Raw genomic sequence first — 25,028 nt, forward strand, 5'->3', positions numbered from 1 at the left:
CAATTTTAAACCAACAACATGAAAAAATTATTACTTGCTGTTATTCTTATAGCAAGCCTGCAACAAGCAGTTGCTCAAAATTTATTGAGTGCTAAATACAATACGGAAGCTTTAAAGCAGTTACTCATCTCGCAATCTACTTGGAAACCATTTCCAAAAATTGAAGAACGCCAAGAATGGGCAAAAGCAAATCAAGAAACTTTAAAAGATAATCTTGTAAAAGCAGAAACTTATCTAGATTATGAGTGGCCATCTATACCTGCTACAATTTCTTTGTTGATAGAAAGAACTGGAGATAGGGAACAATATCAGAACATAAGTTTCAAAAAGAGAGAAATTTTACTGGCGCTCTTATTTGCAGAGATTTATGAAAATAAAGGTCGCTTTACAGATCAAATTATCAATGGTATTTGGTCTATCAGCGAAGAATCTTTCTGGGGAGTATCGGCGCACTTACCAAAGAAAAAGGAAAATTCTGGCTTGGTTGATGTTTCTGAGCCTTTTGTTGATTTATTTGCCGCAGAAACCGCAACCTTACTTTCTTGGGTTGATTATTACTTGGCAGAAAAACTGGATAAAGTCTCTCCACAACTCAGAAAGCGTATTTATTTTGAGATTAATCAAAGAGTTTTAACTCCGCTGATGACAAAAAATCATGGGTTCATGGGTAATAATAATGATGGTAGAAGACCTAATAACTGGAACCCATGGATTTGCTCAAACTGGTTAAATACCGTTTTATTAATAGAAAAAAACGAGGATAAAAGGGCAGAAGCTGTACATAAAATCTTAAGCGTTTTAGATAATTTCTTAAATCCATACCCTTTAGATGGCGGTTGTGATGAAGGTCCGGGTTATTGGGGTGCCGCCGCTGCATCTTTGTATGATAACCTTTCTCTTTTAAACTTAGCCACCAATAATGCTTTTAGCTATTCTTATCAAGATGAAAAAGTCAAAAATATGGCTGCATTTATTTATAAAGCACAAATTAGTGAAACCTATTTTATCAATTTCGCTGATGCAAATCCAAAACCGAGTATGGATGCTCCTATGATTTACCGTTTTGGAAAAGCCATAAATGATGAAAACATGAAGAAATTTGGAGCCTATTATTATAAGCCAGGTACTAAAGTGTCTAGGTTTCATATTTTTAGAAATTTCTTTGAACTTTTCTTAGATGAAGAATTAAAGAAGGTACCTAAACAGCTTCCGCTTCCTAAAAGTGTTTGGTTACCAGAAACTGAAGTGATGTTAGCTCGTGATAAAGCAGGCAGCACTAGAGGATTTACCGTAGCGGCAAAAGGTGGCCATAATGATGAAAGCCATAACCATAATGATATTGGAAATTTTATTGTTTACGTATATGGAAATCCTTTATTGATAGATGTTGGTAGTGGTACTTATACCAGAAGAACATTTTCTGGTGATAGATACGATATTTGGTTTAATTCATCTGATTATCATAATACACCTACTATTAATGGCTGTGTACAAATGCCAGGTAAAGATTTTAAAGCAACCCATGTAAGTTTTGAAGAAGCTCAATCTAAAGTTGTTTTCGCCTTAGATATTGCTAAATCATATCCAAAAGAGGCTGGGATAACCAGTTGGAAAAGAGCTATTACTTTAAACAGAGGGAAAAACGTTCAGATTAGAGATACTTATCAACTAAAAGCTGAAGGGAAGTTTATCAATCATTTGATGACTTGTTATCCGGCAGAACTAAAAGCGCCCGGTGTAATTATCCTTAAATACGAAACCAAAGAAGATAAAAAAGATTATACCATAACTTATGACGCTTCTTTGTTAAACGCCAGTATAGAAAACGTGAAATTAGGTATTCCTGAAGATAAAAGTGTAAAACGTAATTGGGGAGATAGTATTTACCGTATCAACTTAAGTTTAATAAAACCATCTGAAAAGGGTAGTCTTAGTTTGATGATAAAATAAAATATAACATCATCAAAACTCAAAAAATAAAATATTATTAATTATAGAGGTTTTTATTTATTTTTAAGTTAATTTACATTAAATTTTTATTATATTAATGATGTTGAGATAGGTTTTTTTGTAATATTATTAACTTTGTAAAAATATGGAATAACTACTCTCATGAATAAATTAACATTCACTCTTTTATGCTTTAGTTTGGTTCTTTTTTCTTGTAAGAAAGAAAATATAGATACGCCTAATGATGATGTAAATGCTGAAAAAATCATCAAAATCGATAATAACCCAGATTTTTCAAGAGTATCGCAAGGAAATGGTTTTGTAGATTTCACTACAGAAAATAGTGTCTCTTCTTTAAAAGGAAATAGAACATCGTCAACATCATCAACAAGATTAGTTTTTAAAGGTAGAATAAGTGCTTTACAGCATAATGGCGAGCCCTTAAGTGCTATTCAAGTAGCAGCTTTCGGTAATTTATTTGCTGTTTCTTATCTTAAGGCCGGAGATGAATTTTCTGGAGGTCTAGATGTTTTTAGACTTAATAATGGTGTTCCACAATTATTGTCAACCATAAAAACTCCAGATGCAGATATTACAAGTATTACTTCCGGTGGAGGTAAATTTTTTATGGGTGCAGATCTTAAAAATTTCGAATCATTCAATTATCAAGCCCCAGCTACGGTTGGAGTAGTTAGTATAAATGGAGGTAATTTAACTAATCCTCAAATCATTCCTTTAGCAGGTTTTTCTGTTAAAGATTTATTGTATCATCAGGCAAACCAAAAATTATACGTAGCAACTAGTACCAGAGGCGGACTAAGTATTATATCTTTTAATAATAATGGTATAGGTTCTAGAACAAACTTTACCAATTATGATAGGTTAAGGTCTTTAGTGGTTTCTAGAAATCAAATTATCGGCACTACAAGTACAGAGTACAGAACCTTTAATATTAATAATGGTAGATTAGTAGGGAACAGTAGATTGTGGCCTATTCCAAGCGATATTAAAGAGATTGGACGACTAAACATTCTATCAAATGGGAATTTGGTTTTTGGTAATAACTTTTCTCTCATTTACGTTAATCCTAATAACAATCGTCTTATAGATGAAATTAAAGTTGGAGGTTGGATAAATTCTATTACAGTATTGAATGATGAGTTATACATAACTACAGGTAATAGCATTATACTAGCTAGAATAGAAAACGATAAGATAAAAATTGTAGCAAAAGCACATTTATATTCACTATTTCCCGGAATTAATTTTAACGTAGTTAGCCTAAAAGTGGTGGGTAATTATGTGGTTGCAGCTTGTGGTACAGCAGGTGTTTATGTTTTTGAGTTAACTCAAAGGCCCATTTAATAAGTCTTAATTCTTATATTTTTAACTCCCAAAGAAAGCAATATTTAGAATAGATATTTCTATTTACTAAATTGCGCCTATGTCTGTAAAGGTATCGGGTTTATTTAAAGTTTATGGCGTTCAAAAAGCGGTTAACGGAATTTCTTTTGAGGCTTTCCCTGGCAGGGTATTAGGTTTTCTTGGGCCTAATGGTGCAGGTAAATCCACAACAATGAAAATTTTAACGGGTTATTTACCTCAAACTAGCGGGAAGGCTAGTGTTTGTGGTTTTGATGTAAATACCCATACCCTTGATGCTAAAAAGCATATTGGTTATTTGCCAGAAAGTAATCCTTTATATCCAGAAATGTATGTAAAAGAGTTTCTAGCTTTTGTTTGCGATATGCATCAAATAAAAAATCCTAAAACACGCATTCAGGAAGTTATACAACTTACAGGTTTAGGGCCAGAGCAGCATAAGAAAATCGGCCAGTTGTCTAAAGGATATAAACAAAGGGTTGGCTTGGCTCAAGCTATCATCCATGACCCCGAAGTACTTATTTTAGATGAACCAACATCGGGCTTAGACCCAAACCAACTCATAGAAATTAGAAAGTTGATTAAAGATTTAGGGAAAACGAAAACCGTTATTCTATCAACCCATATTATGCAAGAAGTAGAAGCCATTTGTGACGATGTCATCATCATCAATAAAGGTGAAATTGTGGCCCATGACCGTTTAGATACACTATTACAAAAGCATCATACCCAAAATATTGAACCTATATTTGTGGCTTTAACTAAAGAGAATTAATGCTAACGATTTTTATAAAAGAACTTAATTCTTATTTCAGCTCATTAGTGGCTTATATCACTATTGTGATTTTTCTTACAGCAATGGGCTTATTTTTATGGCTTTTCCCAGAAACGAGTATTTTAGAATATGGCTATGCAGGTTTAGATAGCTTATTCGATATAGCGCCATACTTATTCATGTTTTTGATACCAGCTATAACCATGCGTTCTTTGGCTGAAGAGAAAAAAGAAGGCACTTTTGAGCTATTGGCAACCAAACCACTTACAGATTGGCAAATTGTATTGGGTAAATACTTAGCAGCCTTAGTTTTAGTCGTGATAGCGATATTACCAACCGGAATTTATTATTATACTGTTTATCATTTAGGCGCAGTTGAAGGAAATATTGATTCTGGGGCTGTTATAGGCTCTTACATTGGGTTAATTTTATTAGGCGGAGCTTATGTGTCAATAGGTGTTTTCTGTTCATCTATAACTAAAAACCAAATTATAGCTTTTGCTATTGCAGTTTTTTTAAGCTTTTTCGCTTTCAGCGGATTTGATTCTATCAGTCAGCTTTTATTTTTACAAAAAATAGATGATATCATTATCAATTTAGGTATTAATCATCATTATCAAGCTATCAGTAGAGGGGTTTTAGATACCAGAGATTTATTATATTTCTTAAGTGTAATTACTGTTTTTTTAGTGCTTACGAAAACTATTTTGGGAGGTAGAAAATGGTAAATCAAAAGAAAAAAGACCTGCTACATTTAGCTCTGGTATTACTTGTAGTTGTTTTGGTACAAGTTTTTGCTCAGTTTTTCTTTACTAGGATAGACTTTACCAAAGAGAAAAGATTTACCCTATCAGCAACTACAGAAGAAATATTACGCAATTTAAAAGAGCCTGTTAAAATAACGGTTTATTTGGAAGGAGATTTTCCGGCTGGCTTTAAAAGGTTAAGAAGTGCAACTAAGGATTTATTAGGTGATTATAAAGCTTATGCAGGCTCAAACCTTCAATTTGAGTTTATAGACCCCGCTGCTGATAAAAATCAGCAAGAGCAACAAGTATTTTTTGAGGAGCTTTATAATAAAGGGATAGAACCCACAAACCTTAGCGTTAAGCAAGAAGGTGGTTTAACGCAAAAACTCATATTCCCTGCGGCCATGGTAAGTTTTAATGGTAGAGAAATACCAGTTAAACTTTTACAAACCAGAATAGGTTTAAATCCTGAAGAGGTTTTAAATAACTCTATCCAAAATTTAGAATACGCTTTTACATCAGCTATAAAAAAAATAACAGCAGGCGGTAAACCTCGTGTAGCTTTAACAGAAGGGCATGGCGAACTTACTGATTTGCAACTTCAGGATGCTATGCAGGCCTTATCAGAAGGTTATGAGGTAGGTAGGGTAGATTTAAAAGAAATCACTTGGGAAGGTTTAAAAAAGATAAAACTTCTCATCATCCCTAAGCCTAATGAAGAATTTACAGAGTTAGAGAAATTTAAAATAGACCAATATCTGATGCAAGGCGGTAAGGTATTTTGGGCTATAGACCAAGTACATGCCGAATTGGATAGTATGCAAAGAGGCGATGGCGAGCAGCTTGCATTTCCCAAGAAATTGAATCTTGATGATCAATTATTTAAATATGGCATCCGCGTAAATTATGATTTGGTTGGCGATATGAATTGCATGCAAATTCCGCTAAATGTAGGTAATATAGCAGGAGAGGGGCAAATACAAATGGTTCCTTGGTTGTTTTATCCTATCATTATGCCTTTTTCTCACAACCCAATAGTTAAGAATTTAGAAGGCATCAAAACCGAGTTTATCAACACCATAGATACCATTGCTGTTGATGGTTTAAGGCAAGAAGTATTATTAACAACGTCTCCTTTTAGTAGAAAGTTAAATACGCCTACCTTAATTTCTTTAAACATGGTTGAGCAAACACCAGATCCTAAAACTTTCCAAAGCGAGCCCAAGCCTGTATGTGTTTTAGTTGAAGGTAAGTTTACTTCTATATTTAAAAACAGAATGTTGCCAGATGGTATTCCAGCTTCGGCTTTTATTCCAGAAAGTAAGTTTACCAAAATGGTAGTCTTTAGTGATGGCGATGTACTTAGAAATCAGATAAGTGCTACAGATGGTTCTGTTTTTCCATTAGGTTACGACCGTTACACACAACAAACCTTCGGTAACAAAACCTTTTTACTCAATTTAGCAGATTATTTAACTAACGATGCCGAACTTATTAAGCTTCGTAGCAAAGAAATTAAGCTAAGATTATTGGACAAAGCTAAAATTGTAGAAGAGAAATTAACATGGCAGCTTATAAATATGCTGTTTCCTATTGTTTTAATTGTAGTTTTTGGAATTTTTCAACATATTTATAGGAAACGCAGGTATACTGCTTAAAATTTATATTTTTGGTACTTAATAATAGCATTAAACACAACCGATAAGATGAGATTCATTGTTTCTACGTCAACGTTATTAAAACATTTACAAGCAGTAAGTGGCGCATTAAGCAGCAGTGCTGTTTTACCCATATTAGAAAACTTTTTATTTGAGATAAAAGAAGGTAGTCTGGTTATATCTGCAACAGATTTACAAACCAGTATGATTACTTCTTTGGCTGTAGAGTCTAAAGAAGGCGGTAAAATTGCAGTGCCATCAAAAATATTATTAGATACTTTAAAAACACTTCCTGAGCAGCCAGTTGCTTTCTCTGTAGATGATAAAACTTTTGCTATTGAGATTAGCGCCGGAGACGGTAAGTATAAACTAAGTGGAGAAAACGGTGACGATTTTCCAAAAATTCCTACAGTTGAAAATGCAGCTACAGTTAATTTACCAGCATCTGTTTTAGCAGAAGCTATTAATAAAACCATTTTTGCTGTAAGTAATGATGAACTACGCCCGGCTATGACAGGTGTTTTTTGTCAGCTATCTCCACAAAATATTACTTTTGTTGCTACTGATGCGCACAAATTAGTAAGATATAGAAGAAATGATGCACAAGCAGAAAGCGCAACATCTTTTATCTTACCTAAAAAAGCTTTAAACCTTTTAAAATCATCATTACCGGCAGAAGATGTTAATGTAGCAGTAGAATATAATGCAACTAGTGCTTTCTTCAAATTTGCTAACATCAGTTTAATTTGTAGGTTGATAGATGAGCGTTACCCAGATTACGAAGCTGTAATTCCTCAAAACAACCCTAATAAATTAACTTTAGACAGAGGTTTATTCTTAAACTGTTTAAAAAGGGTAGTTATTTTCGCTAACAAAACTACACACCAAGTAAGATTAAAAATCAGCGGTAGCGAATTACATATTTCTTCAGAAGATATTGATTTCTCTAACGAGGCTCACGAGCGTATTGGCTGCCAATACGATGGTGAAGATATGGAAATAGGTTTCAATGCTAAATTCTTAATAGAGATGTTAAACAACTTATCTGGCGAAGAAATTACTTTAGAAATGTCTACTCCAAACAGAGCAGGTTTGCTTTTCCCAAGTATTAAAGACGAAAATGAAGATATTTTAATGTTGGTTATGCCAGTAATGTTAAATAATTACGCATAATTACTTATTAAAGTTCTAAAAGTAAATGGCCTGATGTTTATCAGGCCATTTATATTTTAAAATAATCTATAAAAAGCAATACCTTTGTGCCTTATTAAGGTTTAACATCGGCGGCAGCCTTATGAAAAATAGAGTTCAAATTATTGTATTTTTTAGTATGGTAGTATTAGGCTGGGTTTCTTGTACAGACCCAACCGAGGTTATACCTCAACCTACTACAGCAACACGTATCATGCTTATTAACGCTTCTCCTGATATTGGTGCTATAGATTTTTACCTTAATGGAGAGAAAATAAATGCTTCCCCATTGGCTTTCAGAGATAATACGGCTTATTTAAACGTTGCTCGTAGCGGTACATTTACTGCAGAGGCAAAGCAAGGGTCAAGAACACTATTTAGCCAGACTATATTTTTGCAACCCGGCAGAAGTCATTCTTTGTTTTTAACAGGTGCTGTTGCAGATACTTCTTTGTTTTATGTAGCAACTTTAGATAATATTGATACGCCAGCATTAAATAAAGCTAAGCTCAGATTCATCAATTTAAGTCCAAATTCTCCAACTTTTAATGTTATAAATTCTGATAGCACTGCCTTGTTTAACAATGCTGCTTACAGAACAGCTTCAAACTTTTTGGAATTGGATGCGCAAACTTATAGTTTAAGAGTTTTAGCATCTAACAATAGATTATTATGGCTTAATTTGCCAACTTATAATTTCGAAAACGGCAGGATATATACCCTTTTTGTGAGCAATTTAGTTGATACCGCAAGCAGAACAGGTTTAAGAGCCGATACCATTATAGCTCAATATTAAATCAAATTTCAGTGGAACTTATTAAACAATTAATAGATTTTATACTTCACATAGACCGCCATTTAAGTGAAATCATCAGAGATTATCAGTTTTGGACATATCTCATTTTATTCCTTATCATCTTTGCAGAAACAGGTTTTGTGGTAACTCCTTTTTTGCCTGGAGATTCTTTGCTGTTTGCCGCTGGTGCTTTAATAGGTACAGGTAATACAGGTTTAAATATCTATTTGTTGGCAGTGCTGCTTTTTATTGCTGCTTTTGCTGGCGACTCTCTAAATTACGAATTGGGCAAGCGTTACGGCATAAGAGCATTTAACGGTAGAATACCTTTCCTTAAAAAAGAGTATTTGGTAAAAACACAAAACTTTTTTGCTAAGCATGGCGGTAAAACCATCATTTACGCCAGATTTGTACCTATTGTGCGCACATTTGCACCTTTTGTTGCCGGTATTGGCGAAATGGATTATAAAAAATTTGCTTCTTTTAATGTTATTGGAGCGTTTTTATGGATCGTGATTTTCCTCTTTCTAGGATATTTCTTTGGTAACTTAACCTTCATACAAAAGAACTTCAGTTTAGTTATTCTAGCTATCATTATTGTATCTATTATGCCGCCAGTAATAGAGGTTATAAAATCAAAAATAAAAGAAAGTAAGGCTAGTTAATATTAATATCCTGACAGTTGCTTTGGTTTAAGAAGTGTAAAAATAAAAAAGCAGCGTTTCTAAAAAACGCTGCTACAAAAAATAAGATATAATTTTTTAATTCTCAGGCCTACCCAGAGCTTTTCCTTTTTGGTAAAGTTGCTCTTCTTTTTCTACCAATTGTTTCTCTTCTAAAGATTGGTCTTTTCTAATTAAGTTCTTCATGTCTGGCTGTCCTGCATCTACCCAGGCCGAGTACCAAAAGCTACCTACTGCCAAAATTGATTTTCGCATTTGCCGCTCTACCATACCATTTAAAGCTTTATGGTAAGCCTCAGAGTACTCTGCCGAATATTCCTTAATAACTTTATTATTACGTTCGCTATAGCTGTATTTCCTGTCAGAAGGGAAGCTTTTACTCAACTGTTTCTCAAATAAAAGTGTAGAATCTAACATAGTATAGGTGTTTTCTACAATTCGCCATGCTTCATTCAAAGGATTATCAATATACTTTGCCTTGCCAACAAAATAATCATATCGGTCTGCAAATAATTCTGGTAATCTGCTTTCCCAAAAACCATGAATACCTGTTTGCCCGGTTAATTGCCCGTTATAATTCTCAGTAGTGTGTAAAGGCACATGCGCATCAGCTATATAATGTCCAATATCGGCAGAATGACGTAATATTTGTACCGAGTCGCGGTCTTTAAAAGCTTTTACCAGTCTATAGTAAACACGTTCTATATGCCAAGGCACAATACCATAAGCTTTTAAAGTGTCTTCGGTATACTTTTTAACCGCATCATTCCATTTCTTAGGGATACTATCAAAAGGAGCTTTGCCATAATGGTCTGCATCTAAATAATGTCTTGGCGCCTCTAAAGAATCAGCATACCTACGCTTATCAGGGTCAACAGCATGGTCCGTTATGTAGTTAATATTACTTTTATAAAAGCTAATTAAATCCTTAGGCAAAGTAAAAACAGCTAATCTGTTAATTCTTTTATGAGCAAAAAATCCCCAAGAGCAAAGTACAATTGCCGCAGGTAAAAGAATGAGGAGTAGTTTTTTAGTATTCTTCATAATCAAATGTAAGGCTTGTATATTTATTTAAATAGGCTGTTGTTTAAATTTTTTGTAAAGGTTCTGTTGTGTTTCTTAGTTACTGATAGTCCGGTGGGGCAGTTCATCCCTTCGGGACTTTCTGCTAAATGCCGCTTTGGGGCGGCATACCGCTGCCAATCCGGTTTATTTTACATAATTTTGTGCACAAATGAGCGGTAAATCATGATGAGAAAAAAAATAGAATAACCCTTTGTATTTTAATTTTTTCAATCTATATTTGCATCCCCAACAGGGAAAGATATTAATAAAGGAATAAAAAGCTTAAGATGGCAAATCATAAATCGGCATTAAAAAGAATTAGATCAAACGCAGCTAAGCGTTTACGTAACAGATATCAAGCTAAAACTACTAGAACTTTTATTAAAAGATTACGTAGTGCAGTATCTAAAGATGAAGCTTTAGCATTATTACCTAAAGTAACTTCTATGTTAGATCGTTTAGCTAAAAAGAACGTTATCCATAAAAACAAAGCAGCTAACAACAAGTCTAAATTGACTAAGTTTGTTAACTCACTATAAGATATAGATATTCCTTTTATCTGAAGAGGCGGATTTTTTAATTAAAATCCGCCTTTTTATTTGTGTTTTTGTAGGTTTTTGTATTTTTAATTAATGAAATCAACCTATGAACAAAACTTGCCTATTACTACCTGGGCAGAAGAAGACCGTCCGCGTGAAAAATTACTTGCTCAAGGCAGAAGATCTTTATCAGATGCTGAGCTTATTGCTATTTTAATAGGTTCGGGCAGCAGGTCAGAATCAGCAGTAGATTTAAGTAAAAGAATCTTAAATGCCTACCAAAATAACCTTAATACCTTAGGGAAACTCAGTGTACAAGAACTATCTAAATTTAAAGGAATCGGCGAAGCCAAAGCTATTTCCATTATTGCAGCCCTAGAACTAGGTAGAAGAAGAAAAGAAGTTGATACGCCAGAATTAAAATGTGTTTTTAGCTCATCCGATATATTTTATGTTTTAGAGCCATATTTCGCAGATTTATTGCATGAGGAGTTCTGGATTATTTTACTCAATAAAAGAAATGCCATCATCAATAAGATATTGATTTCTAAAGGTGGTTTGGCAGGTACCGTAGCAGATCCAAAAATTATATTTAAAGCTGCTTTAGAACATAATGCAGCTAGCATCATATTGGCTCATAACCATCCCTCAGGAAATCTAAAACCAAGTCCAGCAGATATTAAGCTCACCAAAAAAATTGTAGAAGCAGGTAGAATGTTAGATATTTCAATCTTAGACCATGTAATTTTCTGTGATAAGAAATATTACAGCTTTGCTGATGTTGGAGAGTTATAAAGGTAAGCCATAAATAGCTTTAGCAAAACTTAATGAAAGCCTCTTTGCTAATATTTTCCTCGTTAAGCTTTCTTTTCCTATTTTTGCGCTTTCGCGAAAATACAAATACATGAAGATATCATACAGCTGGTTAAAACAATTCCTAGATACAGATTTAAAGCCCGAAGAAATTTCGACCATACTTACATCCATAGGTTTAGAGGTTGAGAGTTTAGAGCGTGTACAAGCAGTACCCGGAGGTTTAGAAGGTTTGGTTATAGGTTATGTAAAAGAGCGCTCGCAACATCCTAATGCAGATAGATTAAGCATCACCAAAGTTGATGTTGGTGCTGGCGAAGATTTACAAATTGTTTGTGGTGCACCAAACGTAGCAGCTGGTCAGAAAGTTGTGGTCGCAACTGTAGGTTGTACCGTACATCCAACAAGTGGCGAGCCTTTTAAAATAAACAAATCAAAAATAAGAGGCGAAGTGTCAGAAGGGATGATTTGTGCCGAAGACGAAATTGGCTTAGGAAAGTCGCATGATGGTATCATGGTCTTGCCAGAAGATGCGCCAATTGGTAAAGAAGCAAAAGAGTTTTTTAATCTTCAGGATGATTTTCTTTTTGAAATAGGCTTAACACCAAATAGGGCAGATGCCGCTTCTCATTTAGGTGTTGCTCGGGATATAGCAGCTTACCTACAAATTGATATTAAAAAACCTATTGTTGATAGTTTTAAAATAGCAGAAGAGACATCAGCTATAGAAGTTATAATTGAAGATGCAGTAGCTGCACCAAGATATTCTGGTTTAACTATCAGTGGAATAGAAGTTAAAGAATCTCCAGATTGGCTAAAAGAGAAATTAGCTGTTATAGGCGTAAGAGCAATTAACAACGTTGTAGATGTTACCAACTATGTTTTGCATGACCTAGGGCAGCCTTTACATGCTTTTGATGCCGATGAAATTAAAGGAAATAAAGTTGTTGTAAAAAAATGTACAGAAGGTACTTTATTTAAAACTTTAGATGAGGTAGAGCGTAAGCTTTCTGCTGATGATTTAATGATTTGTAATGCTCAAGAGCCTATGTGTATTGCCGGAGTTTTTGGTGGTATAACATCAGGTGTAAAAGCTACAACAAAAAATATATTCTTAGAGAGTGCTTATTTTAACCCTGTAAGCGTAAGAAAAACAGCTAAAAGACATGGTTTAAAAACCGATTCTTCTTTCCGTTTTGAGCGTGGTACAGATCCAGAAATTACTGTTTACGCTTTAAAAAGAGCGGCTTTGTTGATACAGGAAGTTGCTGGGGGTACTATTTCATCTCAAATATTTGATCATTATCCACAACCAATCCCCTATTTTGAGGTTGATTTAAGCTTAGATAGGGTAAATAAAATCATTGGACAGGTTATTCCTGATGAGGAAATCATCAGTATCATTAAATCTTTAGGAATTACCATTGTTAAAGCTGAAAACAGGTTACTTCAATTACAAGTGCCAAGTTACAAGGTTGATGTAACTAGAGAAATTGATGTAATAGAAGAAGTGTTAAGAATTTATGGTTACGATAATATCGATATACCAGGTAAAGTTAATGCCTCTTTAAACTATTCATCTAAACCTGATAAGGAAGCGGTACAACATACCATTGCCGATTTATTATCAGCAAATGGATATTTCGAAATTTTATCTAACTCTTTAACAAAGAAGGCTTTTACTTTAGAAGAAGAGAAAGTCGTACAAATTTTAAATCCTCTAAGTTCTGATTTAGATGTGATGCGACAGTCTTTGTTGTACTCGGGCTTAGAAGCTATTGCATACAACAGCAATAGAAAACAAGCAGATTTAAAGTTGTACGAGTTTGGGAAGACTTACTTTTTAGAAGAAGAGAAATATCAGGAAAATAATTGCTTAGCTATTTTTGTAACGGGTAAAACACCTGCTAACTGGCAAAATGCAGCTAAAGAATACAGCTTCTATCAAATTAAAGCCACAGTTGATGCTATCATTCAAAAGCTAAATGTTTCTAATTTGATATCAGAAGACTTAAAAGATAGTGAGTTTGCTTATGGTATCACCTATAAAAAAGGACAAAAAACTTTAGTAAGGTTTGGTGCAGTAGAGAACGCTGCTTTAAAGAAAGCAGATGTTGATAAAACCGTTTTTGCAGCTATCTTCAATTGGGATTTAGTATTTACCATCATCAGAAATAATAAAATCACTTACCAGGAGATTTCTAAATTCCCTGCGGTTAAAAGAGATTTATCAATGCTGTTAAATGCTGATATTAGTTTTGAGCAGTTGAAGAAGATAGCCCTTAAAACAGATAAGAAATTACTGAAAGCTGTTGACGTTTTTGATGTTTACCAAGGAGATAAACTTCCTGAAGGAAAAAAATCTTATGCTTTAAGCTTTATTTTGCAAGATGAGGAACAAACCTTAGCAGATAAACAGATAGATGCGGTGATGCAGAAATTAATTACTAATTTCGAAAAAGAAATAGGTGCAGAAATTAGAAAGTAATTTTTATAAATGATGTGTTTCCTATTTTAACTTTTGAATTTTTATTTTAGAATTTTAAAATATTATGTCTGTAATAGCTCAAAAATTAGATCAGGTTCTGGACCGCACCCAAAAACTGGTAGAGTTGGCAAAGGCTTTACAAGAGCATAATGACCTTTTAAACCTTGAAAACCAATCGCTTCAAGTAGCACTTAATACCAGCGAAACCAAGCGAAAAGAGTTGGAAGAAAAGCTTAGAGTTTTAAAGTTAGCGAAGAGTTTAGAGGGTACAAGTGAAAAAACACTTGACATCAAGAAAAAAATTAACGAATTTGTGCGGGAAATAGATAAATGTATTGTATTGCTGAAGAAGTAATACAGTAGTGAACCTAAGCTCAATGGGAGAAATCTCCATAAAAATAAATATTGCTGACCGTGTTTATCCTTTAAAGATAAACGTGGAGGAAGAGGAAGTTGTGAGGCGAGCTGCTAAATTAATAAATGACCGCATAAAAGAATTTCAAGAAAATTATGCAGTTAAAGATAAACAAGATTTGCTCTCTATGTGTGTGCTGTATTATGCTACAGCAACCATAAAGGCCGAAAAAAATGCCAGTAATGAAGATACAGAGGTGGCAGAGAAAGTTTATCATTTAGATAGTTTATTGAACGATTTTTTCGCTAAACAAAAGTAATAGCGTTCTTTATATAAGAGTTTTAAAATTTAACCGCAGTTAAATTTTAGGTTTCACTATTAAAAACTTAACACTTCGATATTTTGAAGGTAAGTATAGATAATGCCGATTTTTTGCCATCAGCAACACCTCGGTTATTTGTACCTTTAACCTGTAATTGAAGTTTACAATACATGAAATCTAAGAGTTAGTTGCGGTTTTTTTATTTTATTTAACGACATTTTATGGAGATAATGATTTACCTCGCTATTGCAATTGTTGCTTTTGGTGGAGGAGTTTTAACAGGAAGAGTACTACTTCGTCAGCTACTAAAACAACAAGAAGTAGCAGCACAATCTAAAGTAAAGAAGATTTTAAAAGATGCTGAAAATAATGCTGAAATCTTAAAAAAGAACAAATTATTAGAAGCTAAAGAGAAATTCTTGCAAATGAAAGCAGATCACGAGCAAGAAATCAATCAAAAAAATATTGCCATTTCACAAAGAGAGAACACTTTAAAACAAAAGGAACAGTCTCTCAATCAGAAATTAGAAAATCAAACCAGAAAAGAGCAAGAGCTTGACAATCTTAAAAAGAAGTTAGAGCAACAAACAGAAATTGTTGTTAAAAAACAAGAAGAGGTTGAGGCTATCAAAAATCAACATATCAAAGAATTAGAAACTATTGCTGGTTTATCTGCTGAGGAAGCTAAAACGCAACTAGAAACTAATTTAAAAGAAGAAGCCAGAACCAATGCCATGGCTCAAATTAAAGATATTGTTGATGAAGCCAAAATGACTGCTGCTAAAGAAGCTAAAAAAGTAGTTATACAAACCATTCAACGTACAGCTACTGAGTCTGCAATAGAAAATACCGTATCTATTTTCAATATCGAAAATGATGAAATTAAAGGTAGAATTATAGGTAGAGAAGGCAGAAATATCAGAGCTTTAGAAGCTGCAACAGGTATAGAAATTATTGTTGATGATACGCCAGAGGCTATCATCCTTTCTGGTTTTGACCCTGTAAGAAGAGAAATTGCCCGTTTAGCGCTTCACCGTTTGGTAACAGACGGACGTATACACCCTGCCAGAATTGAAGAGGTGGTAGCCAAAACTCAAAAACAAATTGAAGAAGAGATTATTGAGATAGGCGAGCGTACCGTTATTGATTTAGGTATCCATGGCCTTCACCCAGAGTTAATCAGAATGGTGGGTAGAATGCGTTACCGCTCTTCTTACGGACAGAATTTATTACAACACTCTAGAGAAGTTGCCAACTTCTGTGCTACTATGGCATCAGAACTAGGGTTAAACGCTAAATTGGCTAAAAGAGCTGGATTATTACATGATATAGGTAAAGTGCCTGATGATAATCCAGAATTGCCACACGCAATTTTAGGTATGCAGCTAGCAGAAAAATATAAAGAACACCCTGAAGTTTGCAACGCTATTGGTGCACACCATGATGAGATAGAAATGACTTCTATGATATCTCCTATTATCCAAGCTTGTGATGCCATTTCTGGTGCAAGACCAGGCGCAAGAAGAGAGGTAGTAGAAAGCTATATCAGAAGATTAAAAGAGTTAGAAAGTTTAGCTTTATCTTACCCTGGGGTTGAGAAAACTTTTGCAATACAAGCTGGTAGAGAGTTAAGGGTAGTTGTAGAAAGTGAAAAAATAAGTGATGCGCAATCTGAAATTTTAGCAGCTGATATCTCTAACAGAATTCAAACTGAAATGACTTATCCTGGTCAAATTAAGGTTACCGTTATCAGAGAGACTAGGTCTGTAGCATACGCGAAATAAGTATAAGGTAGAAAGTAAAAAGTACAGAATATAAAGTATTCAGATATTTGAAACTTAAACAAATCATATCAAGCGGTGGATTTATCCATCGCTTTTATATTAAAATGAAATGGCTAAAGTAAATCAAGAAGAAAAAAGAGAAATAGACGTTTTATTTGATGAGTATTCAAAATCGCATCAGCATCCCACAAATAAACTTATTCATTGGATATGTGTACCACTTATTTTATTTAGCATCATTGGTTTAGTAACCGCCATACCTTTTCCTCACATTGCTTTTCTAGGAAAATATAATACTTACATCAATTGGTTTTCTTTTCTATTAGCAGGTAGCATCTATTACTATTTAAAACTATCACCTTTACTTTCTTACTTGATGTTATTTGTAGTGGGTGCTATGTATTATTTTATTGTACAGCTAGAATATGTAGAACAAGCTGGTGGCCCAACTTTATGGCAAGTAAGCTTAGCAATATTTATATTATCTTGGATAGGGCAATTTATAGGACATAAAATTGAAGGTAAAAAGCCTTCTTTTATTACAGATTTAAAGTTTTTATTGGTTGGGCCTATTTGGTTACTTCATTTTATTTTAAAACGGTTCAACATCAGATACTAAGGTTAAGTGTTAACCTTTTCTTAACACATCAATTACTGTTACTTAATTTTAAAGTAACAACCACGTAACATGTAGCTAATACTTTTGCCATAATTAAACAAAGCAAAAGTGAATCAAAAATTATTTAGCTCATTTTCTATCATTAGCGTTCTGCTAATTACTTTATCAATTAATGTTTTTGCGCAAACTGGCAAAATAACAGGTAAAGTTACTGATAAAACTACTGGTGAAACATTAATAGGTTTGTACGTAGGTATTGATGGTACAACTAAAGGTGCTGTTACAGATGTTGATGGCCGTTATACTTTGTTAAATTTAGCACCAGGTAAATACAATTTAGTATTCAAATATTTAGGTTATCAAACCAAAAATGTAAGTAATGTAGAAGTAAAGGATGGTGTTGTTTCTACATTAAATATCATGATGGAAGAAGCTGCCACACAAAGCTTAGGCGAAATTGTAGTTACTGCAACTTATAGTAGAGAATCTGAAACAGCTCTTATCTTAAACCAAAAGAACTCTATAGAAATTAAACAAGGGATAGGAGCGCAAGAATTATCTAGAAAGGGTATTGGTGATGTAGAAGAAGGTTTAACCAAAATTACTGGTATAACTAAAGTTGATGGTAGAGGCTTATTTGTTCGTGGGCTTGAGGATAGATATAATAATTTACTTATCAATGGATTAGCTGTTCCGTCTAATAATCCTTTTAAGAAAATTATTCCACTAGATCTTTTTCCTACAGACATTGTAAGTGTTTTAGAAACATCTAAGACTTTTAACTCCAGTTTATATGGTGATTTTGCTGGTGGTACATTTAATATTGTAACATCTAAAGGTGAAAAGCCAGTCACCAAAATTAGTATCGGGACAAGTTTTTTATCTAACACAACTTTTAGGAAGTTTTTAAGAGCAGAAGATGCAACTTCTTTAGAGAATTATGTAGGTTTTGGCGCCGATACAAGATCGCTACCTAAAGCTTTTGGAAGCAGGCCATCTGCTTACATGATGTCTGCTAGTGAAGCACTTTCTCAATTTGGTTCTGGTTACGATATAAACAACGGAAATGCACCTTTAAATACAAGTTTGAATCTTCTTCATACACAAAGATTTCAGTTAGAAAAAGATCGTTCTTTCCAATATCTTTTTTCGTTAAATACGGATAATAATTTTCAATATAGAGAAGGTGTAGATAGGTTCTTTAATACAGCACAAGGTATATACGATAACAATCTTTACACAACTATAAACAGATTTTCTACCAATTCATCTGTATTGTCTGCTATAAACTATGGCACTAAAAGATTAAGTCTTAATATGAACGCCTTTTATTTGAGAGGTACAGAAAATACTATTCAAGATCAATTGGGTTATACCAATAGTCAGGCAACTGTTTCCAATGCATTTATTAGATTAAATCAACTACAAAAAACAGATTTCTTTACAGGTCAGCTTTATTCTACTTATAAGTTGACTAAAAATGATGCCCATAGCATAAAAGCAGGTATTTCTTATTCAAAAACTAAATACCAGTTGCCAGACAGAAAATCTTTTAGAGGTTCTCGTGTTGATGAAAATACTACTTCTATAAACTATTCTGGAAATAGCTTATACAGACAATACATGGATTTTGATGGAGATTTCTTTGGGTCTGGGTTAGTAGAGTATAATTGGAAGTTTGGTAATGATGATTTAACAAAGGCTCATAAATTAAGCTTAGGATATAACGGTTCCTTTAATAAAGTAGCATCAAATTCAAGATTTATAGTATCTCAGAATTTAGCATCAAATAACATAAGCTTTAATACCAATGCTCCAGATGCTACTTTGGCAAATGAAATAGCGAATGGTAATTTCACTTACAGAGAAGGTAGTAATGCTACTTATGCGGCCACCATGCAAGAGGGTGTAAACGCAGGTTATGCAGATTTAGCTCTTCAATTTAATAATAAGTTGAATATTAATGTAGGAGCTAGAGTTGAACAATCAGAGCGTTTAACTAGGTTTAGAAATCCAGGGAGTTTTAGTGATCCTTTTCAAAGAATCAAGCAGAATAATTTAAATGTTTTGCCGGCTGCCAATCTAAAATATAGTTTAACAGACAAAGCAAATTTAAGATTCTCGGCTTCAAAAACTTTAACTAAGCCTGTTATCATGGAAGCTTTTCCTTTGGAATTTGTTAATCCTGATGCTACTATAGAAAGCGGTAACCCTAATATCATTAATAGTGACAACTATAACTTTGATGCTAAGTACGAGTTCTTTCCAACAAACAAAGAAATGTTTGCTTTCACTGCTTTTGCTAAGTATATAGAAAATCCTATAGAACGTTTGTTTCTACAAACAGCAGGTAGTGGTGGTTTACAAATAACTTACAATAACTCAAAACAAGCTATACTTTATGGTGCTGAAATAGAATTCTTGTTACAGTTATCTAGACTAAGCGAATCTCTTTCAAACTTTTCGGCTGGGTTTAATACATCTTTAATGTATACCAGAACAACGATTGATGTTCTTAAAAATAGTGTTGAAACTGCGGCTATTGGAGATAATAATACACGTAGACTTCAAGGTGCATCACCATGGTTAATAAACGCTGATATCAAACATGAAACAGATTTTAGCAAAAAATGGAAAAGTACCATGACTATAGCTTATAGTATTTATGGAGAACGTATTTATGCGGTTGGAACCAATGGCTTAGATAATTATTATGAAAAACCATTTGGAAAGCTTGATTTTATTTGGAATAATAAAATCTCTACTAAATGGGATGTGAAATTGGGAATAGAAAATATCCTGAACCCAACTTACAGAATAGATTTAGGTGATGAAAGTACTATTCAAATCTTTGAAAATGATTTAACAGTAAAAGATTTCAAAAGAGGTATAGGTGTATCATTAGGTTTAGGTTATACTTTCTAAAGAGTTTACAATTTGTTAACTCAAGTTTGATGTAATGATAAAGCTAAGTTAATCTCTTCAAAATATTTGAAAATTAAGTTTGCACTATAAAAAAACAATAACAATGAAAAAATTACTTTATGCAATTGCAATTTCAGCTACAATTTTCACTGGCTGTTCTGATGATGAAGAAGAGGTTCCTGTAAAAACTCCTGTTCAAGGTGAGATTACTGGTGATATTACTACCAATAGAACATTGGCTTTTGGAAATTATACTTTGAAAGGTTTAGTTAAAGTTCAACCAGGTGTTACTTTGACCATTGAAGCTGGAAGTACTTTTACAGCAGACCAAGCAGATGGCGAAGATGGATTAGTAATTTTAAATGGTGGTAAATTAATTGCTAACGGTACAGCAAACGAACCAATAGTTTTTACTGCTAAAACTAAAATAGGCGGACAGTGGGCAGGTATTATTATGTATGGTGATGCACCGATTGTAAATTCTGCAACGGCTCCTACGCCTCAAACAGCATTATCTGAAGATGGTCAATCTATAACTTATGGTGGTAGTAACGCTACCCATAATGGTGGCTCATTAAAATATGTAAGAGTAGAATATGCAGGTTTAGTGTTTAATAACAACACAAGAGAGCATAACGGATTTTCATTTTATTCTGTAGGGTCAGGAACTGTATTAGAGAACTTGGTAGCTTATAAAGGAAATGATGATGGTTTTGAATTCTACGGTGGTACAGTAAGCGCTAAAAACTTAATTTCTTATGGTAATGCTGATGATTCTTTCGACTGGCAAGACGGTTGGAGAGGGCAAGAAAATACCAATTGGTTTGCTTATCAAACTGGTATTGCTAACTATGGTATGGAGATAGAAGCAAAAGGTGTTAATAATACATTCTTTCCTAAAATAACTAATATAACCCTTAAAAGAGCTGCAAATACAGCTACTGAGTCTCAGAACGAGAAGCAATTTGATGCTATCCAATTTAAATCTCAAGGTAATGGTGATTTTAGCAATATTTTTATTGATGGATATGCTTCAGTAGAAGCTGGTTTTGGCTCAGCTATTCAAGTACGTGATTTAGCTACTTATAACAATCAAGTTGTTGGAGGTAAAATTAAACTTCTTAATGTTAGACTAGCAAATACCCCAGTTACTTTTCTTTCACAAAATTCTGGAGGTAATTTTACTGTAAATGCAGCTAGTTTTGGTACAAACTTCACAACTTCTACAACTGCAACAGGAGCTTCTTTAATTGCTGGAATATGGGCGAATGTTGATGGAGTAAATTTATTAGCTAACTTATAGTTTTACATTAAAAATACTAACAAAAAGGTTGCATACTATGCGGCCTTTTTGTGTTTTTAAAGAATCTAGTATTTATTTCTTTTATAGATGTATGAACCATAACCATTGCTTTTTCTCTTAGATGACACATACATCATACATACATCACACATACCAATCCGAAGGAACACCGAAGGAAGAAAACACCAAAAAGCAAATTTTCTACTATTTTCTATTCGTTCGAACAGTAAGAGTAAAGAAAGCATTAAAGCCTAATAGTTCTATTTTGCTCTAAACAGGTCGCATAAGGTTCTATTTTGTTCTTTTAGCCTTATCATACTTGGAGGGTATGATTTATTTATAGGCTTATAAATTCTTTCCTAATTTCTCTATCATATCCTGAGGTATATTCTCTAAATCCAAAACCAAAAATCCATCTAAACTATCAGAAAACTTAGGGTCAATATTAAAACAAATAATCTTTGCATTTAATGCAATGTACTGTCTCAATAAAACCGGAATCTTGATATGATTACTTTCTACCTCAGCTATTAAGCTGTCTAAGTTTTTTAGAGAGTTGCTGTTAGCAGTTAAAATATCAGCATCAATTTTAGAAAAATCTACTTTAAACTGTTTTCTAGGTTTCACCATTTGAGCCATTTCATGGTCGAAATGATTTCTGTAAATGAAATTAACAATTAAAGATTTAGAAAACTTACTAAAAGTATTACTGATAGAAACTGGTCCAATAAGATATTTATATCTAGGATTATCTATCAAAAATTTTAAAATACCTTTCCAAAGTAAAAATAGAGGTAAAGGCTTTTGTTGATATTCTTTCCTTATCCAAGAACGGCCAAGTTCTAAGCTATTTCTTAAGACCGTACCAAACTGCGATTTTATTTTAAATAACTCGGCAGTGTAAAAGCCTTTTTTGCCATAGCTGTAAAAAATTTCATCACCCTTACCAATCCTGTAAGCGCCAACAATCATTTTTTGCTCAGTATCCCAAATAAATAAATGATTGTAGTAAATATCATAGCTATCTAAATCGATAGACTTATTTGTGCCTTCACCAACCTCTCTAAAGGTAATTTCTCTTAATCTTCCTATTTCTTTGATAATGTTAGGGATGTTTTGAGTGGGCGTGATGTAAACCTCATAATTCTTCTCTGTCCACACTAAACATTCGCCACGCAAGTCCTCAATTTCCTTTTCCATCAAAGGTGTTGCAATGGGAGGAATAATGTCCTGAGATTGCTTTAAAATCTTAAATAAATTGGTACTGCTAAAAATTTTTCGTTCATTTTCTAGCCCGGCACCTAAAGCATAAGTTTTGGCTCTTAGAAAAGCTAATAAAGCGCTATTATTATCATTATTAGGTATCTCTTCAAATTTTATAGGTTTCCCTATTCTTACGTGGATAGTATGCCCTTTCTTATTGAATAATTCTGAGGGTAGCTTGGCTGTTCTTAAAGTTGGGTGTATTAAGGATATTAAATTAAATAACAAACCATTATTACCATGAAAATAAATAGGCACCACGGGTACTTTAGATTTTGATATCAGTTTACCAACTACCGGATGCCATAACCTATCGGTTACCTGCTGCTGTTCTAATTTAAAGGTAGATACTTCTCCTGCAGGGAATATCCCGATAGGTGTACCGTTATTTAATAAACCCAAAGTTGTTTTGATGCCACTAATACTAGAAGAATGATCTATATTTTCAAATGGATTAACTGCTACAAAAAAATCACTTAAATTAGGTATTTTCTTCAGTAAGAAATTTGCCATCACTTTGGCTTCTGGTCTTATGGTGCAAAGTATCTTAATCAAAACCAAGCCTTCAATACCTCCATAAGGATGATTGGCAACACTTATAAAAGGGCCATCAAGTGGGAGATTTTTAAAATCACTTTCTTTTATCTCTACCTTAACGCCCAAAAGTCTTAAGATTTCATCTACAAAAGCCACGCCTTCAAAATCAGCAGCTTTAGCAAACGTTTCGTTAATATCGTTTATTTTCATGATTTCCATTAACAAGGAAGCCAATCCAGGCATTCTCAACTTGTTAATTTTGGTAGCTTTCGCAAATTCTTCTGTGGTGATAATTTTCATCAGAATTGGTCGATTTTTTTGTACAAATATCAACTCTTTTAGCAGATATTAACTAATTAAATTTTTATTGATTTTGTTAAAAATAATTCCTTTTTTTGGATTATATCTACGTATGAATCAAAAATTTAAAGAATACTTTGGTATTTCTCGTCAGGAATATAGAGGTTTCATAGTGCTTTTTATCCTATTAGGGCTCATTTACGCGGCTCCTTATATTTATGAACGTTTCTTTTTCAAGCCTTTAGAAATAAAAATAGAAAATATAAAACCAGCTTTATCTCAAATTGATAGCTATAAAAACATTGTTGATGATAATCAAGAAGAATTTCATAAACCTGTTTTATTTAAGTTCAATCCTAACCATTTGCCTGTTGAAGATTGGATAAAGCTAGGGCTTTCAGAAAAACAGGCTCTTTCTATCAAAAAATATGAAGCTAAAGGAGGCAAGTTTTACAAGAAGGAAGATGTTAAAAAAATGTATGCTATTTCTCCTGTTATGTATCAAAGACTAGAGCCTTATATAGACATACCAGAAAATAAAACAAAACCTTATAATACTTACGAAAAGAAAGAAGCTCACCCTAAAAAGACTTTGGTTATTGTTGATGTGAATAATGCAGATTCATTACAGTTATTAAACATCAAAGGAATAGGACCTGCATTTGCTTCCAGAATTATCAAATATAGAAATAGGTTAGGCGGCTTTATAAGAAAAGAGCAACTCATGGAAGTTTACGGATTAGATTCTGTTAAATACGCTCAAATAGAAAATCAGATTTTGATAGATAAAGAGAAAATTACACCCATCAATATCAATACAGCTGAATTTGCAGATATAAAGAGGTTTCCATATCTGTCTTATAAACAAATGAATGCTATTATCGCCTACCGTAAGCAGCATGGTGCTTATAAATCTATTACAGATTTAAATAAAATCCACATCTTAAATCCCGAAATAATCAGTAAAATTGCTCCATATATCCAACTCTAATGATAGAACAACAAATTAAGGAAACCGTAAGGGATGTTATGGATTTTCCGAAGCCCGGTATCGTTTTTAAAGACATTACGCCAATTCTAAAAAATCAAGAATTATGCACCCAAATTATTGATGCTTTTGTAGAACGATTATCCGGACTAGAATTTGATGCCATAGCAGGAATAGAAAGTAGGGGTTTTTTATTTGGATTGATGCTGGCTAATAGGTTAAATAAGCCTTTTATTCCCATTAGAAAAGCAGGTAAACTGCCTTATAAAACTGTAAAGCAAAGCTATAACCTAGAATATGGCTCTGCTACCATAGAAATGCATGAAGATGCTTTTGAGCCTGGTACCAAAATCTTAATTCATGATGACTTATTAGCCACCGGAGGAACTGTTGAAGCTACATCCTTATTGATACAAAAAATGAAAGGCGAGATAGCAGGCTTTTCTTTTATTATTAGCCTAGATTTTTTAAAGGGTAAGGATTTAATTAAACCTTACGCTGATAAAGTGGTGGCTTTGGCTGAGTATTGATTGAAAAAGTTT

21 protein-coding genes are annotated in these 25,028 nt (G+C 33.4%); 19 read left to right on the forward strand and 2 right to left on the reverse strand.

Annotation, left to right across the window (positions count from 1 at the left end; all coding sequences use genetic code 11):
* The first annotated feature begins 18 nt into the window (after nt 1–18).
* From GJJ64_RS01110 to GJJ64_RS01145, 8 genes are all read left to right on the forward strand, one after another.
* Nucleotides 19–1,950, forward strand: coding sequence for a heparinase II/III domain-containing protein (locus GJJ64_RS01110; RefSeq protein WP_154285943.1), 1,932 nt, complete (start codon nt 19–21; stop codon nt 1,948–1,950).
* A 162-nt stretch (nt 1,951–2,112) separates the two neighbouring features.
* Nucleotides 2,113–3,315, forward strand: a complete 1,203-nt coding sequence (locus GJJ64_RS01115) for a hypothetical protein (RefSeq protein ID WP_154285944.1) — start codon at nt 2,113–2,115, stop codon at nt 3,313–3,315.
* Nucleotides 3,316–3,394: 79 nt separating this feature from the next.
* Nucleotides 3,395–4,108: an ATP-binding cassette domain-containing protein gene (locus GJJ64_RS01120; protein ID WP_154285945.1), complete on the forward strand. Its 714-nt coding sequence runs from the start codon at nt 3,395–3,397 to the stop codon at nt 4,106–4,108.
* Nucleotides 4,108–4,836, forward strand: coding sequence for a gliding motility-associated ABC transporter permease subunit GldF (gldF, locus tag GJJ64_RS01125; protein WP_154285946.1), 729 nt, complete (start codon nt 4,108–4,110; stop codon nt 4,834–4,836). Before GJJ64_RS01120 ends, gldF begins: the two co-directional genes overlap by 1 nt.
* Nucleotides 4,830–6,515, forward strand: coding sequence for a gliding motility-associated ABC transporter substrate-binding protein GldG (gene gldG / locus GJJ64_RS01130; RefSeq protein ID WP_154285947.1), 1,686 nt, complete (start codon nt 4,830–4,832; stop codon nt 6,513–6,515). The genes gldF and gldG overlap by 7 nt, the downstream gene beginning before the upstream one ends.
* 48 nt (nt 6,516–6,563) lie before the next feature.
* On the forward strand, nt 6,564–7,688 hold the full coding sequence (gene dnaN / locus GJJ64_RS01135) for a DNA polymerase III subunit beta (protein WP_154285948.1): 1,125 nt from the start codon (nt 6,564–6,566) through the stop codon (nt 7,686–7,688).
* A 121-nt stretch (nt 7,689–7,809) separates the two neighbouring features.
* Complete coding sequence (locus tag GJJ64_RS01140; RefSeq protein WP_154285949.1) at nt 7,810–8,502, forward strand: DUF4397 domain-containing protein; 693 nt, start codon at nt 7,810–7,812, stop codon at nt 8,500–8,502.
* A gap of 11 nt (nt 8,503–8,513) precedes the next feature.
* Nucleotides 8,514–9,167, forward strand: coding sequence for a DedA family protein (locus tag GJJ64_RS01145; RefSeq protein WP_317162889.1), 654 nt, complete (start codon nt 8,514–8,516; stop codon nt 9,165–9,167).
* Nucleotides 9,168–9,263: 96 nt separating this feature from the next.
* On the opposite strand, the gene GJJ64_RS01150 is transcribed toward GJJ64_RS01145, so the two are convergent.
* Nucleotides 9,264–10,229 (reverse strand): zinc dependent phospholipase C family protein, encoded by a 966-nt coding sequence (locus GJJ64_RS01150; RefSeq protein WP_154285950.1) that lies wholly within the window; start codon nt 10,227–10,229, stop codon nt 9,264–9,266.
* A gap of 308 nt (nt 10,230–10,537) precedes the next feature.
* Between GJJ64_RS01150 and rpsT the strand changes: the two genes are divergently transcribed.
* The 9 genes from rpsT to GJJ64_RS01195 all read left to right on the forward strand — a co-directional run bounded on the left by rpsT (nt 10,538) and on the right by GJJ64_RS01195 (nt 21,398).
* Nucleotides 10,538–10,789 (forward strand): 30S ribosomal protein S20, encoded by a 252-nt coding sequence (gene rpsT / locus GJJ64_RS01155; protein ID WP_154285951.1) that lies wholly within the window; start codon nt 10,538–10,540, stop codon nt 10,787–10,789.
* A gap of 93 nt (nt 10,790–10,882) precedes the next feature.
* Entirely contained in the window at nt 10,883–11,584 is a 702-nt protein-coding gene (radC, locus tag GJJ64_RS01160) for a RadC family protein (protein ID WP_154285952.1), read from the forward strand.
* Nucleotides 11,585–11,693: 109 nt separating this feature from the next.
* A complete protein-coding gene (gene pheT, locus GJJ64_RS01165) occupies nt 11,694–14,090 on the forward strand; it encodes a phenylalanine--tRNA ligase subunit beta (RefSeq protein WP_154285953.1) in 2,397 nt (798 codons plus the stop codon).
* Nucleotides 14,091–14,154: 64 nt separating this feature from the next.
* A complete protein-coding gene (locus tag GJJ64_RS01170) occupies nt 14,155–14,445 on the forward strand; it encodes a phenylalanyl-tRNA synthetase subunit beta (protein ID WP_026902908.1) in 291 nt (96 codons plus the stop codon).
* Between the two features lie 22 nt (nt 14,446–14,467).
* The gene (locus tag GJJ64_RS01175) at nt 14,468–14,764 is read left to right on the forward strand and encodes a cell division protein ZapA (RefSeq protein WP_026902909.1); all 297 of its coding nucleotides are present in this window, start codon (nt 14,468–14,470) and stop codon (nt 14,762–14,764) included.
* A gap of 224 nt (nt 14,765–14,988) precedes the next feature.
* Nucleotides 14,989–16,551 carry a ribonuclease Y gene (gene rny / locus GJJ64_RS01180; RefSeq protein WP_026902910.1) on the forward strand — a complete coding sequence of 521 codons (1,563 nt, stop codon included), beginning with the start codon at nt 14,989–14,991 and terminating at the stop codon, nt 16,549–16,551.
* Between the two features lie 109 nt (nt 16,552–16,660).
* On the forward strand, nt 16,661–17,170 hold the full coding sequence (locus GJJ64_RS01185) for an Mpo1 family 2-hydroxy fatty acid dioxygenase (RefSeq protein ID WP_154285954.1): 510 nt from the start codon (nt 16,661–16,663) through the stop codon (nt 17,168–17,170).
* A 108-nt stretch (nt 17,171–17,278) separates the two neighbouring features.
* Complete coding sequence (locus GJJ64_RS01190) at nt 17,279–20,095, forward strand: TonB-dependent receptor (RefSeq protein ID WP_154285955.1); 2,817 nt, start codon at nt 17,279–17,281, stop codon at nt 20,093–20,095.
* 103 nt (nt 20,096–20,198) lie between these two features.
* Nucleotides 20,199–21,398 (forward strand): hypothetical protein, encoded by a 1,200-nt coding sequence (locus GJJ64_RS01195; RefSeq protein ID WP_154285956.1) that lies wholly within the window; start codon nt 20,199–20,201, stop codon nt 21,396–21,398.
* Between the two features lie 345 nt (nt 21,399–21,743).
* Here GJJ64_RS01195 and GJJ64_RS01200 read toward each other — a convergent pair whose 3' ends face one another.
* Nucleotides 21,744–23,498, reverse strand: coding sequence for a lysophospholipid acyltransferase family protein (locus GJJ64_RS01200; RefSeq protein WP_154285957.1), 1,755 nt, complete (start codon nt 23,496–23,498; stop codon nt 21,744–21,746).
* A 112-nt stretch (nt 23,499–23,610) separates the two neighbouring features.
* Between GJJ64_RS01200 and GJJ64_RS01205 the strand changes: the two genes are divergently transcribed.
* Nucleotides 23,611–24,489 (forward strand): ComEA family DNA-binding protein, encoded by an 879-nt coding sequence (locus GJJ64_RS01205; protein WP_154285958.1) that lies wholly within the window; start codon nt 23,611–23,613, stop codon nt 24,487–24,489.
* Nucleotides 24,489–25,016: an adenine phosphoribosyltransferase gene (locus GJJ64_RS01210; RefSeq protein ID WP_154285959.1), complete on the forward strand. Its 528-nt coding sequence runs from the start codon at nt 24,489–24,491 to the stop codon at nt 25,014–25,016. The genes GJJ64_RS01205 and GJJ64_RS01210 overlap by 1 nt, the downstream gene beginning before the upstream one ends.
* Nucleotides 25,017–25,028: the final 12 nt, after the last annotated feature.

This window comes from Pedobacter puniceum, assembly GCF_009674685.1.
In the GTDB taxonomy this organism is placed as follows: Bacteria; Bacteroidota; Bacteroidia; order Sphingobacteriales; family Sphingobacteriaceae; genus Pseudopedobacter; species Pseudopedobacter puniceum.

What these genes read in the sequence shown, in the direction of transcription:
- GJJ64_RS01210 (WP_154285959.1), top strand. Translation starts at nt 24,489, where the DNA reads ATGATAGAACAACAAATTAAGGAAACCGTAAGGGATGTTATGGATTTT.
- GJJ64_RS01115 (WP_154285944.1), top strand. Translation starts at nt 2,113, where the DNA reads ATGAATAAATTAACATTCACTCTTTTATGCTTTAGTTTGGTTCTTTTT.
- GJJ64_RS01110 (WP_154285943.1), top strand. Translation starts at nt 19, where the DNA reads ATGAAAAAATTATTACTTGCTGTTATTCTTATAGCAAGCCTGCAACAA.
- pheT (WP_154285953.1), top strand. Translation starts at nt 11,694, where the DNA reads ATGAAGATATCATACAGCTGGTTAAAACAATTCCTAGATACAGATTTA.
- GJJ64_RS01175 (WP_026902909.1), top strand. Translation starts at nt 14,468, where the DNA reads ATGGGAGAAATCTCCATAAAAATAAATATTGCTGACCGTGTTTATCCT.
- GJJ64_RS01200 (WP_154285957.1), bottom strand. Translation starts at nt 23,498, where the DNA reads ATGAAAATTATCACCACAGAAGAATTTGCGAAAGCTACCAAAATTAAC.
- GJJ64_RS01170 (WP_026902908.1), top strand. Translation starts at nt 14,155, where the DNA reads ATGTCTGTAATAGCTCAAAAATTAGATCAGGTTCTGGACCGCACCCAA.
- rpsT (WP_154285951.1), top strand. Translation starts at nt 10,538, where the DNA reads ATGGCAAATCATAAATCGGCATTAAAAAGAATTAGATCAAACGCAGCT.
- gldF (WP_154285946.1), top strand. Translation starts at nt 4,108, where the DNA reads ATGCTAACGATTTTTATAAAAGAACTTAATTCTTATTTCAGCTCATTA.
- GJJ64_RS01150 (WP_154285950.1), bottom strand. Translation starts at nt 10,229, where the DNA reads ATGAAGAATACTAAAAAACTACTCCTCATTCTTTTACCTGCGGCAATT.
- radC (WP_154285952.1), top strand. Translation starts at nt 10,883, where the DNA reads ATGAAATCAACCTATGAACAAAACTTGCCTATTACTACCTGGGCAGAA.
- gldG (WP_154285947.1), top strand. Translation starts at nt 4,830, where the DNA reads ATGGTAAATCAAAAGAAAAAAGACCTGCTACATTTAGCTCTGGTATTA.
- GJJ64_RS01140 (WP_154285949.1), top strand. Translation starts at nt 7,810, where the DNA reads ATGAAAAATAGAGTTCAAATTATTGTATTTTTTAGTATGGTAGTATTA.
- GJJ64_RS01195 (WP_154285956.1), top strand. Translation starts at nt 20,199, where the DNA reads ATGAAAAAATTACTTTATGCAATTGCAATTTCAGCTACAATTTTCACT.
- GJJ64_RS01205 (WP_154285958.1), top strand. Translation starts at nt 23,611, where the DNA reads ATGAATCAAAAATTTAAAGAATACTTTGGTATTTCTCGTCAGGAATAT.
- GJJ64_RS01185 (WP_154285954.1), top strand. Translation starts at nt 16,661, where the DNA reads ATGGCTAAAGTAAATCAAGAAGAAAAAAGAGAAATAGACGTTTTATTT.
- dnaN (WP_154285948.1), top strand. Translation starts at nt 6,564, where the DNA reads ATGAGATTCATTGTTTCTACGTCAACGTTATTAAAACATTTACAAGCA.
- rny (WP_026902910.1), top strand. Translation starts at nt 14,989, where the DNA reads ATGGAGATAATGATTTACCTCGCTATTGCAATTGTTGCTTTTGGTGGA.
- GJJ64_RS01120 (WP_154285945.1), top strand. Translation starts at nt 3,395, where the DNA reads ATGTCTGTAAAGGTATCGGGTTTATTTAAAGTTTATGGCGTTCAAAAA.